Here is a 13888-nt window from a genome sequence, read left to right as displayed (position 1 = left end):
AAGTGTTTTAACATTAACACCTAGCCATTATACATTAAACCAGGCGTCTCTGTCAACAACATTAGCAGGGAGGCCAGCCTAATTCCTTTCCTCCCAAGACATGGAAATGCAGATGGGGAACCGTTTGTCCGCCTTCTGCGCCAGTGTTCACCACAACACGGAACCCTTTTTCCAAAATACCCAATTTCTTGGTAATCTCAGGAAGAATCTTTTGAACATGAGTCAGCACCTCGGGGGATGCCGTCAAAATGTTTTCCGAATGTTCCTTGGGGATAATCAGGACATGAACGGGCGCACCCGGGTTCAAGTCATTGATTACGATGACCTTGTCATCTTCATAGACCCGCTCGCTGGGAATTTCACCTGCAACAATCTTGCAAAAAATACAATCTGACATAATTTCACCCCCTGCCGACTAAAATTTGGTACTTTTATATTATAACACCGTTCATGCCGTCTTCAAATAGAGAATCCAGCCGAACTGGGGTTATTTTTCCTTCCAGATCCTGGTCACTGTGGGTATACACCCGAATATAGCCAGGGGTCAAGCCTTCCCAGTACCCTTCCTTGTTCACCTGCTCCCACAGGACAGAGGATTCCGCCCCCAGCAGGGTTTTCCGGAAGGCTTCGTGACCTTCGGCGTCAATCACTTCCAGCCGGTGCACCCGTTCCTGTTTCTCCTTGTTGGAGAGCTGGCCGGGCATCACCGCTGCCGGCGTTCCCTTTCTTTGGGAATAGGGAAAAATGTGGATCTTGCTGAACTGGCAGCTGCGGATAAAGTCCAAGGAGGCCTGGAAATCTTCTTCCGTTTCTCCCGGGAAGCCTACAATGACGTCGGTGGTAATGGCTACCCCCGGCACCAGGCTGCGAATCCGCTCCAGGAGACCTGCAAAGTCTGCGGTGGTATAGGGACGATGCATCCGTTTTAACGTAGCGTCACAGCCCGCCTGCAAGGGCAGATGGAGATGGGCACACAGCCGGGAATCTTCCTGCATCACCTGAAGCAATGCGTCTTCCACCTCCACGGATTCCAAAGAGCCCAGGCGTACCCGGCGCACCTCCGGTACGGAAAGGGCGGCCTTTACCGCATCGGACAGCCGGTAGCCCTGGCCGTCTTCCTTGCCGTAGCAGCCCAGATGGATGCCCAGCAACACGATTTCCTTAAAGCCCTGATCCACCAGCCGCTGGGTTTCTTCACGGATGCTTTCCAGGGAACGGGAACGGAGATGACCTCTGGCGTAGGGAATGATGCAATAGGAGCAGTATTGGTCGCAGCCTTCCTGGATTTTCAGGAACGCCCGGTCCCGGCTTTCGTCCACGGCCGCTTCCATAGCCTCAAAGCTCCGGCCAATGGGCAGCTCGTGAACAGCGTTTAAGGGTACAGCTTGCTCCGCTTCATCCTCCTGCAGCCGCTGCTGCACCAGCTCCACCACCTTGCTCCGGTCCTGGTTGCCAATGAGCAGGTCCACTCCGTCAATATGGGCTACCTCGTCAGGGGAAGTCTGGGGATAGCAGCCCGTTACCACGATAAGCGGCTTGGGGTCCCGTTTGGCTGCCCGGCGGATCATCTTCCGGGACTTGCTCTGACCCATATTGGTCACCACGCAGGTATTGATCAGATAGATGTCCGCAGGCTGCTCAAAATCCACAATCGTAAAGCCGGCTTCCCGGAACAATTTCTCCATGGATGCAGTATCCGATTGGTTTACCTTGCAGCCCAAGGTATAAAAAGCTATTTTTTTCATCTATCTTATCCTCCCAAATTTCCTGTTTCGTACATGATGGCCGTAAGGGCCGCCAGGGCGGCGGTCTCCGTGCGCATAATCCGGGGCCCCAGGCTGACGGACGCCCAGCCCAGCTTCTGGCTCAGGGCGAACTCGTCCTTGCTGATGCCCCCCTCGGGGCCAATAATCAGGGCCGCCGTCTTGGCCTCCTGCTGTACCTGAAGAGCCTGGCGAATGCCCTGCCCGTCCTCTACTTCGTAAGCAATGATTTTCAGTTCTGCCGTACAGCCCTGGAGTACTTCTTTAAAAGCTCTCACCGGCAGCACCTGGGGAATGATATCCCGCTTGCTTTGTTTGGCCGCTGCCTCGGCAATTTTCTGCCACCGTTCCAGCTTCTTTTCGACCTTAACAGGGTCCAGCTTTACCACCGAATGGTCCATCACAGCCGGCTGGATGGCCGTCACCCCCAGCTCAATGGCCTTTTGGATAACCCATTCCAGCTTGTCCTGCTTGGGCAGGCCCTGGATCAGGGTTACCTGCACCGAGGGTTCGTGGCAGCGTTCAATTTTTTCTACCAGGGACAGCGCCACCTGATGCTCCGTAAAGCCGGTAATTTCCATCAGGGCCGTTACCTGGTCCAGGCTGACAATCTGCACCTGATCCCCAGCCTTCATCCGCAGCACGTGGGAAATGTGGTGGGCATCCTGCCCGTCAATAACCATTTCCGGTGCAAAATTCCGGGGTACAAAAAAACGATACACAGCCTTATGCCTCCCTGCCCATGGTAATGGCGGTCCAGCCAGCTTTCCGGCTGACCTGAAGAATCTGGAAGCCCTGCTCCTTAGCAGCTGCTTCCACATCCGGGAACCGTTCTTCAATGACGCCACTGGCCAGGAACTTACCGCCAGGAGCCAGTTTGGCAGCTACCTCCGGCAGCACCAGAATGATGATGTCCGCAATAATGTTGGCGATGATAATATCCGCCTGACCATTGGTATCGTCCAGCAGGTTCCCCTGCTTTACGTCAATTCTGTCGGAAAGGCCGTTTAGGGCAATATTTTCCTTGGCCACTTCTACAGCCTTGGCGTCGATGTCCACCGCTTCCACAGTTTTGGCACCCAAAAGGGCGGCCGTCATGGCCAAAATCCCGCTGCCGGTACCTACGTCAAATACCGTGCAATCCGGGTTCACCAGCTCTTCCAGCCGCTGGATGCACATACTGGTGGTGGCGTGGGTGCCGGTACCGAAGGCCATCCCCGGATCCAGGGAGATGACCAAATCCCCTTCCTGGGGTTCATAGGTTTCCCAGGTGGGTTTAATCACCGTTCTCTTCCCTACCCGTTTGGTGTGGAAGAATTGCTTCCACTGATTGGCCCAGTCCTTTTCGCTAATCTGCCGGAACAAGGTGGCCCCAAACCGGCACTTGCCCAGCCGAGCTTCAATTTCCTGCATACCGTTTTCAATGGCCTCCAGGCGCTGCTGAAGCTCCTGGTTTTCCGGATAGTAGGCCGTTACCGTCACCACTTCCGTATTTTCCTGGGCAGGAATATCGCACAGTTCCCAGGTGGCGTGTTCCCGCAGCTCATTGAGCAGCAGGGGGTCTTCAATTTCCACGCCATTTCTGGCGCCCACTTCCCGCAGCAGTTCGGCTACCGCTTCCACCGCTTCGTGAGTGACTTTCAAGCTGACTTGCAGCCAAGTTTCCATTTGCATTCTCCTTTGTCTTCCAAACAAACTTCTCAGCAGCTTTCCAGACCTTTCTGGAGCTGCTGTCTATTTATGCGCAATTATTATATTATACCTTATTTTTCCCCGTCCGTCACGGACCCCGCCCCTAAGGGACACGAAAGCCCCCGCACCGCAGATTGCTCCGCAGCCCGAGGGCCTGATTTTACGCTGATTTTTCCTGCATAGCCTGTGCCAGTTTCTCTTCCTTTTTGGTCAGCTGCTTTAACCGCTTGAGGGCCAACAGGAACCAGGGCAGGTTCTTGTCATCCAGGACGTATTCGCTGAGAGAATGCTCCGTCACCTGAAGCCAGCGGGAGTAGATGCCGCTGCCCAGGAGAAGGGGATCCTCTATCTGAAAAATCACCTGTTCCAGGGTTTCCCAATCCTGGTAAGCTCCTTTGGAATACGCCTTGCTAAAGCCCTTTCCCTGGTCCGCTTTGAAGCCCAGGGCAGTGCATTCCTCTCCAAAGACGCTTTCCTCCACCACATCAATGGGGGTCATGGGGTCCTTGTACAGGATCAGATATTTTTTGGCGAATTTATGAATGTCTTTCCGGTTCTTTAAAGCCTTCATGCTGTTCTCCTCCACTGCCGCACTTCCTGGAGAAAAGCAGCAGCGCTATACCTTTTATGCATAAACAAATCCATTTTCCCAGCTTCTAACGTCTTCTAGTATAGCAGAGATTTAACATTTTGCAATGTTTTTCTTTTCACAGTCAATTCTTTACTAACCACAGGCTTTTTGCAAGAAAACATTCCCATTTCGTATCAATTTATACACAAAATAGGGATCCGTACCTGCCTTTGTCCCCCGCTTTGCCAATTGCAAACTTTTGGGCTTCCCTTTTAAAGCAGCGGACCGCATACCCCCAGGACGCCAAAAAGGATGCGCCTTGGCGCATCCTTTTCCCGCACTTATTCTTCTGCAGTTTCCGCAGCCGGCTGTTCTTCCGCAGTTTCTTCCACAGTTTCAGCCGCCGCTTCTTCCCCTTCTGCCGGCACTTCCTCTGCTTCTACAGCTTCCGGTTCGGGTTGGGGCTGAACTAGCCTCACCACCACTACATCCACGGCATCTACGGCGTAGTCGGTAATGGCAACCGTTTCCCGCACTACTGCTTCCCGCAGGGCTTCCACCACTTCAGGGATATTGGCCCCGTATTCCACGCTGACCTTCACCTCAAAGCTCACATGGCCTTTTTTCACCGTGCCGCTTTCTTCCACGGACGCATCCGTTTTCTTTACGGCAATCTGGGACGTAATCTTGTCCGTCATCCGTTTGGCCAGGGAAAAGAAAGAGCCGCCTTCATTTAAGGTCAAAGATACGTGCTCCACCTTACCTACAGCAATCCGCACAAGTTCCGTAAAGACTTCTTCACTGATGATGGTTTTGCCTTGAATCATACCAATCCCTCCTTACAATACAGAAAGGGAGAAGGACAATGGTTTGCGTCCTCCTCCCTTCTTACAGCGCCGCAGCGCTTAACGGAATTCCACTTTCAAATGCTGCCGATTGGGCAAACGATTGTATTTATACTTGGGATACCCTACCAAAAGGGTGCCCACCACCACCTGTTTGGCCGGAACGTTCAACAGTTCCCGCAGCGGCTGGTAATCAGCCTGGGCACAGGTCTGAATGAAGCCCATAATGGTGGTACCCAGACCCAGGGTGGGTGCATACAATTCAGCGTAGGCCCATGCCTGTTCGCAGTTGCTGATGCCGGTCATGTTCAGTCTCCGGGCCAGGGCGAAAATCAGCTGCTTGGCATTGCGGCCAATAATGTCGATTTTCCGCTCCCGGTATACTTCCAGCACCTTCAGATAGTACCGGCGCTGGGGAGCTTTTCTGTCGATTTCTTCCTGCATCCAATCAGCCACGCAGTCGGTAATCTTTTGGATCAATTCCCGGTCAGATACCACAATGTAGTACAAACCTTGGGAATTGGCAGCAGTAGGAGCGTACCGGGCAATATCCAGCAGCTCGGTAATCTTTTCTTCGCTGACCAGTTCATCCTTAAAATTCCGGATGCTTCTGCGCATACGCATAAAATCATAGGCGGATTTTTTATCTAGTACTGACGTAGGAACCGGATCCGTTTCCTCGTAGGGGCAGCGGGAGTTGTCCAGGGCGCCCGTAGGGCAAACAGAAACACAATGGCCGCAGGACATACAGGACATATCATTGATGCAAACCGGGCCTTTTTTGCCTTCGCTTTGGTTCATTTCCAAAATGCAGCTGGGGCAAACGTTGGAACATATCCCGCAATTAATGCACTTGTCTTGATCGACCGTTATTATACCAACCAAATATAACACCTCAAATTCTTACTGTCAGCGCAGTACTCATTTAACTATACTGCGAATTGTTTTAAAAATGATTTCAATTTGCTTATAAATCCAAAAAAAGCCGGACATCCGTCCGGCATATTTTTAAATGGCTCCCCGAGTAAGACTCGAACTTACAACAACTCGATTAACAGTCGAGTGCTCTACCATTGAGCTATCGGGGAATCTCTCAACGAAGATTATTCTACACGAAAGTGCCTATCCTGTCAACTACTTTTTTAAAAAAGGATAAGAAAAAAGTTGGAACATACCCTGGTCATGAAGATAGCCGGTATCATTCAAGGCAAAGAGCGTTCTTTCCCCCCATTTATTGATGCCCAACACCGTTAAGGATGCCGGAAGAATATCAAAGGAAATCTGTTTATCGGCCACCTCCTGGATATCCAGGCCCAGCCAATAAAAAATCATGTTCTGGATGGTTCCCTTATGGGATACAATAATCAGGTCCCCAGGCTCCTCCATAAGCTTCTTGAAGCCTTCCACCGTGCGCTGGTAAAACTGCCGGCGGGTTTCTCCACCCTCGTAATTGATATGGTCCAGCTCCCGGCCGGTTACCGGCGGGTGGTAAAAGGCCTTGGATTCCTTGAGAGAAAGGCCAGCTGCCCGGCCATTGTTCTTCTCCCGAAGGAAGGCATAGGACTCCACCCCTGAAGCACCCAGTCTTTCTGCAATCATTTCGCCGCCCATTCGGGCCCGCTTCAGGTCGCTGGTCACAATCCTAGGGGGCGTATGGCCGGCAAAGTCCCGGGCCAGGCAGTCCGCCAGTTTCTTGAACTGGCCGCAGCCTTTTTCAGTCAGGGCCGAGTCGGTCCAGCCCCCGGTCAATGCCTGCACATGATGATCTGCTTCCCCATGCCGAATCAGGATAATCATGGTGTTCCTCCCTCGCTGCTGACGGTTAGATATACCGTTTCAGGGTAATGGCAAAACGGCCCTTCTTGGTGGTGCCCCGTACTTCGGACAGTTCCACCCTGCCCCGGGACCGGAAGGAAATAATATCCCCTTCTTTGACGGTCTGGGACGGACTTTTGGCGTCCTGCCAATTCAGCCGCACATTCTGACCCTTGATTTCATCTGCCATCCGGGAACGGGAAACCCCATAGCCCGCAGCAGCCACGGCGTCCAGCCGCAAAGCGGCTACCGTAGACGAAATCAATTTGATTTTTTGTTCCTTTTCCTGCAAGTCCGCAAAAGCAATTTCCCGGACTTCTACAGTGGCGGCACCGATTTTGGTCAGATTGGTCACCACGAAATTGCTCATGGCCGTATCCACCACTATCTGCCCGCCTTCTTCGTTAAATACAATGTCACCCATGATTTCCCGCTTGCACCCCAGGCCCATAAAGGCGCCCAGCACGTCCCGGTGACCGATATCGTAATACCGCTTGTCCCAGGTGATTTGCAGGGGAGTAATGGCGAAATCCGGCTGGCCGTAGAACTCTTCACTGACAAAAGCAGCCCGCAGGCGTTCCGCATTCTGGAACCCGCCGTTTAATTCCACCCGGATATTGGGAAAGTTGGCAGCAATAATTTCTGCCACATTCTGTTCATGGGGATCCAAAAAGCCGGTTACCTTATAACGGCGGCTTTTCCGGGCCCCCTCAGCCAAATCCAGCAGCTGGCTGGCCAATTCGGCGTCTCCGCCGGCCTTAAAGTAGCGTAAAATTTTCTCTCGATCTGCCATCTTATTTTTTGAGTGCAGCGCTGCGGTCAAGGACGGCCTGCACTGCATCGTAGAACGCTCCTCTCACTCCATGATTTTCCAGTGCCTTGATGCCGGCAATGGTAGTGCCGCCAGGGGACGTTACCTGATCCCGGAGCTGGGCCGGATGCACGCCGGTTTTCAGGGCCATCACCCCGCTGCCTGCCATGGTGGCAGCTGCCAGCTGAATGGACAAAGCCCGGGGCAGCCCTGCCATCACCCCGGCATCTGCCAGGGCATCCATGACCACAAAGAAATAGCCGGGGCCGCAGCCGCTGATGGCCGTAATGGCCTCCATGGCTTTTTCGTCCACCCGGACCACCTGGCCGCAGGAGGCAAAAATAGCTTCCGTCAGCTCCAAGTCCTCTGCCGAAGCCTTGTCATCGCCGGTAATGGCAGTCATACCCATGCCCACCGCAAGGGGCGTATTGGGCATACAGCGGATTACCCGGTGGCCGGGCACCAGGTCGTGGAGCATGGCAATATCATAGCTGCCCATAATGGACACCACCAGGGCCTCCGGGGCCATTGCCTTGCGCAGGTCGTCCGTTACAGCCGCTTTTGCCATTTGGGGCTTTACGGCCAGGATCACCAAATCCGCCCCCTGGACAGCTGCTGCATTATCCCCTACAGCCGTAATACCGTAGGTGTTTTGCAGATATTCCTGACGGGCTGCCGTAGGTACGCCAGCCGCCACTTGTCCCTTCTTTACCAAACCGCCCTGGAGCAGCCCCTTTAAAATAGCCTCACCCATGGCGCCGCAGCCAATAAAGGCAATTTTGGCGATAGTATTTATTGTTCCCAAGGAGAATTCCCTTCTTCCTCTACGTAATTGGTATTTTCCGTATCGATGTCAATATTAGGAGGCGCGCAGACCAGGATATTCCGGCCAATTTTCTTGACGGTGCCGTCCAAGGCATAAATGGTGCCGCTGACAAAGTCCACAATGCGCTTGCGCACGTCGGGATCCGTATCTTCGAAATTGATGACCACCGGCTGGTTTTTGCACAGATAGTCCGCCATTTTTTGGGAATCATTGAAGTCAATGGGTTCAATTACCACCACACTGACCGGATTGCGGTTTACAGGCATGGACATGACCTTGTCCGCATCGTTATTGCGATTTTCCACAGGGGGTACCTCCCGTCTGCTTTCTTCATAACTGGTTTCCGGCTGGCTGTGTCTGCCAAAAATGGGAACCACCTTGCTGTCCTCATCCCGCAGTTCTTCCCCGCCGTCCATTTCCGGTTTGTCTTCTTCCTTATAAAAGCCAAGGGATTCCGTAATTTTTCTCATAAAGTCGAAATTCATGCAGTCCACCGCTCCATCTTAAAATTTTAGTGAGTAATCCCGGGCGCCAAACAGTGCGGAACCTACCCGGATTTCATTGGCTCCTTCTTCGATTGCTACCCAGTAGTCGTGGGTCATGCCCATGGACAAGGTGTCACAGGCAGGGGATTGCAGCTGGTTTTTCAGGTACAGGAAATCCTGATAGCCTGCCGCAAAGACAGGACGGGTTTCTTCCACCTGGTCCGTTGCCTGGGCAATCACCATAACGCCCCGGACCCGGAGGTGGGGATAGTTCCCCAGCTTGGGAATAACGGCCCGGAATTCCTCCGGTGCAAAGCCGCTCTTTTGTTCTTCCCCAGCTTCGTTGATCTGGAGCAGCACATCCTGAACCTTGCCCAGGGCGGCCGCTTCCTTATCCAGATGCTGCATAATCTTTTCGCTGTCCACCGATTCAATGATGGCAAAATGCTCCACCGCATGCTTGGCCTTGTTGGTCTGCAGGTGGCCGATCAAATGCCAAACACCACCAGGAGGCAGTACCTCCTGCTTGTGCATGGCTTCCTGGACCCGGTTTTCCCCCACATCCGTCAGCCCTGCCGCCAGTGCTTCCGTTACAATCTCCGGAGGATGATTTTTGGTCACCGCCAAAATGGTCACCTTATCCCCCGTTGCTTTCTTTTCCTTGCGATTGGCAAGAGCCTCCTGAACCTTGGCCTGTACCTTCGCCAAATTTTCCTGTAACATAGGCTCTCTCTCCCTTCCTATTTTCTAAACAAAATGCCCGCCAGTCTCCCGGTCTTGCCATGCTCGCCACGGTAGGAGAAAAAGTCTCCCTGATGGCAGCAGGTACAATAATCGGACCGGAAAATCATCTCCTGAGGCACGCCGGCCTCCAGCAGCTGCAGGGTATTCATTTTCCACAGATCCAGCTGGTAGTGTCCTTCCCGACCCGGTGTAAAACAGGAGGCATAGGCTTCTGCCTGGGACCGTACGGCCTCGTCCACTTCGTAGCAGCAGGGACCGATGGAAGGCCCGATGCCCACAGCTAGATTATGGGGCTGGCAGCCAAAGGCTTCTGCCAGCTGTTCTACTGCTTTCTTAGCAATACCTGCCACGCTGCCCCGCCACCCGGCATGAACTAGGCCGATGGCATTGCTGCAGGTATCCACCAGTAGAATAGGGACACAGTCGGCAAATACCAATAAAAGAGGCAGGTTCCGGCAGTCCGTAATGAGACCGTCCGTTTGGGGCAGGGTATCTTCATAGGTAAACGCCCCTTTGCCTGCATCCGCCTCTGTCACACGCACAATGTGGGTGCTGTGCACCTGGTTGCAGGTGACCGTCCGGTTCAGGTCAAAGCCCAGTGCCTTGGCCACTTTCTGCCGGTTGCGGACCACCTTCTCCGGGTTATCCCCTGAGTGCAGGCCCATATTCAAAATGCCTTCCAAATTATCGCTTTCCCCGCCTGTACGGCAGGTAAAAGCATGGCCAACGCCCAGTTTTTCCCAGGCTGGGAAATAGCCAAAGCGCAAGCCGTCTTTTTCTCGTATTGCAAATGGAGCCACGCTCCCACCTCGTTTCCCCTTGGAGTTATATAAAAATGGAAGTTACCGAAAACTTGCTTTCAGTAACTTCCATTGTACTGTTTTTTTTGGCGTTTGTAAAACGAAAAGCCAGAAAATCCCGTCCAAAACCACGGGGTTCCAAAGAAATTTACGCCTTTTGTCCCGCCTTGGCCAGAGCCGCTTCCATCCGGGCAATCACCGTTTCCAACACCTTGATCCGGGCGTACAGTTTGTTGTTGGCTTCCACCACCGTCCAGGGTGCCTCAGGGGTATCCGTCCGGTAGATCATTTCGTTTACCGCATCCACGTAGGCATCCCATTTGGACCGGTTCCGCCAATCGTCCGGGGTAATCTTCCAGGTCTTGTTGGGATCATTCTCCCGGTCCTGGAACCGCTTTAACTGCTCATCCTGGTCAATGTGCATCCAAAATTTCTGCACAATAATGCCCTGCTTCACCCATTGGGCTTCCATGTCCTGGATTTCCCCATAGGCCCGGCGCCATTCTGGATTGGTGGCAAAATGCTCAATTCTCTCCACCAGCACCCGACCATACCAGGTACGGTCAAAGATGGCAATCTCGCCTGGGCGGGGAATCTTGGTCCAGAACCGCCACAGATAGTGGAACTGGTTCTCCCACTCGTTGGGAGCGCTTACAGGATTCACCTGGTAGCCCAGGGGATCAAAGGATTCCGACAAGCGCTTGATGGCGCCGCCCTTGCCGCCGGCATCCTGCCCTTCAAAGGCAATAATGGTGCTGATTTTCCGTTTGGCCAGCTCCACCTGCAATTCACCCAGACGCTTGTGGCATTTCTTCAGTTTCTTGTCATATTCGTCCGAATCCATGGGCTGGTTGGGATCAAAAGTAGCCAAAATATCCGGCACCGAAGGATCCTTCACCGGGGCAATATCCCGCTGCACCTTCAGCTGGCTCTGCCGCAGGGCCTTTTCCATACAAGCAATCAGCACCTGGAATACAGCTTCCGTCCCGGTCTTTTTGTCTTCCATGGGAATAATGTGCCAAGGAGCCACGCTGGTATCCGTAGCCGCCAGCATCTTCTCGTATACCTCCCGGTAGGCATTGTAGTCGATGCCCTCAATGCCGGAAGGCGTCAGCTTTTCCCACAAGCTGCTATCGGAAGGTCCCTTTTCCAGGTTTTCCTTCTGCTGCTTTTTGGAGATATGGGTAAATATCTTGATGATGGTATAACCGCCATCGGTAAGTTCTTTTTCAAAGGTATTGATTTCCTCGTAGGAAACATTGTACCAGGAAGCCGCTTCGTCCGGGTCCCCTACCAAATGCTCATTGCACAGAAAATACCAGGCCCTGTGATGAATGGCAATATGCCCCTTGGCCGGCAGTTCATTCCAGAATTGGGTAAAGAAAGGACTTTCCTTTTGGGCGTCCGTGGTCTTAGAAGCAGAAAATACCCGAAAACCACGAGGGTCCAATGCAGAAATCACCTTGCTGATCAGCTCGCTGCGGAAGGTCCCCCGAAAGCCTTCGAACAGAATAATCACAGGTACCCCTGCATCCCGCAGAGACCGCTGCAAAAACCCCAGCCGATTGGTTTCTTCCTCCATTTTATCCGTATACTCTTTTTTAGAAATCTTAGTGTCCAAATCAATCTTGTCCAGCATGAGCATTCCTCCCTCCGGCAGGGAATCAGGCGGTGCGTGTAATTCCTATGCCATGTATCTTTATATTATACCATGCTTTTGGTTTTTCAGGACCAAACTTTATTACAAATACTTCCATGTTTCTTCCTATTTACTCCGAAATTGTACGGTTTTCTATGGAAAGTGAGCAGGAATTTTTCTGGGTTCCATAAAAAAGGAGCCGTGAAAAATGATTGCTCATTTTTCGCAGCTCCTTTAAGCGAGGCAAAATTATTTGATTTTGTTCTTGCAATCGCCAGTTTCCACGTAATCTTTCAGGTTCTGATAGCTGGTTTCCACCATGTTCTTCACGGCTTCATCAGTGTAGGAACCCAGATGCGGGGAGATCAGGACTTTCGGGTACAGGCTTACCAGTTTGGCAAATTGCGCATTGGGGATTTCTTTGTCGCCAAAGTTCTTGCCGAACAGTTCAGCTTCGCCATCCAGGGTATCAGCAGCAAAGCCGCCCAGTTTACCGCTTTCAATGGCTTCGATGACAGCATCGGTATCTACCAGCTGGCCGCGGGCTGCGTTAACCAGGATAGCGCCGTCTTTCATCTTGCTGATGAATTCTTTGGTAACAACCTTGCCGTTTTCCTTGATGTAAGGAGCATGCAGGGAAATGATATCGGATTTAGCCAACAGTTCGTCCATGGAAACCTGGGTAGCATAGTCATCGATGCCTTTGATTTGGAAGACATCTTCGCCGATTACGGTAGCACCCATGCCGTGGAAAATCTGAGCGCAGACACGGCCGATACGGCCCAGGCCTACGATACCAACGGTGCAGTTGCGGATTTCCTTGGAGAACATTTCGCTGTCAACAACGAAGTTCTTTTTGGCGGATTGGCTGGTAGTGTATGCCAGATGTCTCAGCAGCATCATAGCATGGGTAACGGCCAATTCAGCAATGGCGTTGGGGGAATAGCCAGGAACAAAGGCCATCTTGAAGCCCAGTTCTTTAGCATAGGGAATATCGATATGATCGGTACCAACAGTTCTGGTCAGAAGATATTTAACACCCAGTTCTTTGTAGATGTCCAGGTTCTGTTTGTTGGCAAAGCAGTTGCCGCGCAGGATAACAGCTTCGTAGCCCTTAGCTTTTTCAGCAGATTCTTTCGTATTCAGATATTCAGGAATACAAGTGATTTCATAATTGAAATCTTTGTTGCAAGCCTCAAAAATCGGTAATTCTACGTCTCTAACTCCATAACATAAAACTTTCATACCATTACCTCCTGTAGATGCACTTATTGCTGGACTGTTTTACCAGTCCGCCCCTCAGTATCATTTTATCATGGAAAAATTTATTTTCAATATAATTTCCGTATTTTGTATACATTTATAGAAAAGTTAAATAATTACTTTTGATTATGTATACTTTATTAGCCAAAAATGGTCTGTACCATAAACAGGTCAGCAGACTGCTGCTCTGCTGAAAAAAGAAGCTGTGCAAAATGGATTTCCTTTTTGCACAGCTTCTCCAATTACACGGTCTTAGGCTTTCCACAGACCATGCAGGTTGCAGTAAGCGTAAACGCCTTCGACTTCATCCCCTGCTACCAGAGCAAAAGCTGCTTTCGGAGCATCGCCCGGTTTCAGGTCTTTTCTTTGTACGCCATTCTTGGTGGCCAAAACGATGAATTCAATATAATGTTCTGCAGTCATAGGATGTTCCACAGAGCCAACGGTAACATTCACTACGCCGTCCTTCACTTCATAAACAGGTACGTGTTTTTCTTTGGCAGCGTCAACCGTATTGGGGACCAATTCACCCATTTTTTCGCCGCAGCAGATTACGGGAACACCGGTAGCTTTTACCAAAGTAATGATTTGACCACAATGGGCACATTTAAAGAATTTAGGTTCCATAATAAAG

16 protein-coding genes and 1 tRNA gene are annotated in these 13888 nt (G+C 51.8%); all 17 read right to left on the bottom strand.

What is annotated here, in order from left to right; all coding sequences use genetic code 11:
• Window positions 1-61: 61 nt before the first annotated feature.
• Window positions 62-397 carry a histidine triad nucleotide-binding protein gene (locus LKE88_RS01265; protein ID WP_105325676.1) on the bottom strand — a complete coding sequence of 112 codons (336 nt, stop codon included), beginning with the start codon at window positions 395-397 and terminating at the stop codon, window positions 62-64.
• Window positions 398-431: 34 nt separating this feature from the next.
• Window positions 432-1745 carry a tRNA (N(6)-L-threonylcarbamoyladenosine(37)-C(2))-methylthiotransferase MtaB gene (gene mtaB, locus LKE88_RS01260; RefSeq protein WP_105325677.1) on the bottom strand — a complete coding sequence of 438 codons (1314 nt, stop codon included), beginning with the start codon at window positions 1743-1745 and terminating at the stop codon, window positions 432-434.
• Window positions 1746-1750: 5 nt separating this feature from the next.
• Entirely contained in the window at window positions 1751-2485 is a 735-nt protein-coding gene (locus LKE88_RS01255; protein ID WP_105325678.1) for a 16S rRNA (uracil(1498)-N(3))-methyltransferase, read from the bottom strand.
• Between the two features lie 4 nt (window positions 2486-2489).
• On the bottom strand, window positions 2490-3431 hold the full coding sequence (prmA, locus tag LKE88_RS01250) for a 50S ribosomal protein L11 methyltransferase (protein ID WP_105325679.1): 942 nt from the start codon (window positions 3429-3431) through the stop codon (window positions 2490-2492).
• A 184-nt stretch (window positions 3432-3615) separates the two neighbouring features.
• On the bottom strand, window positions 3616-4026 hold the full coding sequence (locus tag LKE88_RS01245) for a hypothetical protein (protein ID WP_105325680.1): 411 nt from the start codon (window positions 4024-4026) through the stop codon (window positions 3616-3618).
• Between the two features lie 341 nt (window positions 4027-4367).
• A complete protein-coding gene (locus tag LKE88_RS01240) occupies window positions 4368-4853 on the bottom strand; it encodes an Asp23/Gls24 family envelope stress response protein (RefSeq protein ID WP_105325681.1) in 486 nt (161 codons plus the stop codon).
• A 78-nt stretch (window positions 4854-4931) separates the two neighbouring features.
• Window positions 4932-5765 carry a nitroreductase family protein gene (locus tag LKE88_RS01235; RefSeq protein WP_231086251.1) on the bottom strand — a complete coding sequence of 278 codons (834 nt, stop codon included), beginning with the start codon at window positions 5763-5765 and terminating at the stop codon, window positions 4932-4934.
• A gap of 119 nt (window positions 5766-5884) precedes the next feature.
• Window positions 5885-5959, bottom strand: a tRNA-Asn gene (locus LKE88_RS01230).
• A 46-nt stretch (window positions 5960-6005) separates the two neighbouring features.
• A complete protein-coding gene (locus LKE88_RS01225; RefSeq protein ID WP_118286699.1) occupies window positions 6006-6668 on the bottom strand; it encodes a histidine phosphatase family protein in 663 nt (220 codons plus the stop codon).
• Window positions 6669-6693: 25 nt separating this feature from the next.
• On the bottom strand, window positions 6694-7479 hold the full coding sequence (locus tag LKE88_RS01220; RefSeq protein ID WP_105325684.1) for a YlmH family RNA-binding protein: 786 nt from the start codon (window positions 7477-7479) through the stop codon (window positions 6694-6696).
• Window position 7480: 1 nt separating this feature from the next.
• Window positions 7481-8302, bottom strand: coding sequence for a pyrroline-5-carboxylate reductase (gene proC / locus LKE88_RS01215; protein ID WP_105325685.1), 822 nt, complete (start codon window positions 8300-8302; stop codon window positions 7481-7483).
• Window positions 8290-8793, bottom strand: a complete 504-nt coding sequence (locus LKE88_RS01210) for a cell division protein SepF (RefSeq protein WP_105325758.1) — start codon at window positions 8791-8793, stop codon at window positions 8290-8292. The genes proC and LKE88_RS01210 overlap by 13 nt, the downstream gene beginning before the upstream one ends.
• Before the next feature lie 33 nt (window positions 8794-8826).
• Window positions 8827-9531 (bottom strand): YggS family pyridoxal phosphate-dependent enzyme, encoded by a 705-nt coding sequence (locus LKE88_RS01205; RefSeq protein WP_105325686.1) that lies wholly within the window; start codon window positions 9529-9531, stop codon window positions 8827-8829.
• Between the two features lie 17 nt (window positions 9532-9548).
• The gene (gene pgeF, locus LKE88_RS01200; protein WP_105325687.1) at window positions 9549-10352 is read right to left on the bottom strand and encodes a peptidoglycan editing factor PgeF; all 804 of its coding nucleotides are present in this window, start codon (window positions 10350-10352) and stop codon (window positions 9549-9551) included.
• A gap of 148 nt (window positions 10353-10500) precedes the next feature.
• A complete protein-coding gene (gene pap / locus LKE88_RS01195; protein WP_105325688.1) occupies window positions 10501-11991 on the bottom strand; it encodes a polyphosphate:AMP phosphotransferase in 1491 nt (496 codons plus the stop codon).
• Window positions 11992-12240: 249 nt separating this feature from the next.
• Window positions 12241-13236: a 2-hydroxyacid dehydrogenase gene (locus tag LKE88_RS01190; RefSeq protein WP_105325689.1), complete on the bottom strand. Its 996-nt coding sequence runs from the start codon at window positions 13234-13236 to the stop codon at window positions 12241-12243.
• A gap of 270 nt (window positions 13237-13506) precedes the next feature.
• Window positions 13507-13881 (bottom strand): desulfoferrodoxin family protein, encoded by a 375-nt coding sequence (locus LKE88_RS01185; RefSeq protein ID WP_105325690.1) that lies wholly within the window; start codon window positions 13879-13881, stop codon window positions 13507-13509.
• Window positions 13882-13888: the final 7 nt, after the last annotated feature.

Source organism: Acidaminococcus hominis, from assembly GCF_022484025.1.
Lineage (GTDB): Bacteria > Bacillota > Negativicutes > Acidaminococcales > Acidaminococcaceae > Acidaminococcus > Acidaminococcus hominis.
The sequence above is the reverse complement of the archived record's forward strand: the minus strand, read 5'-3'. Positions and strand labels throughout refer to the sequence as shown.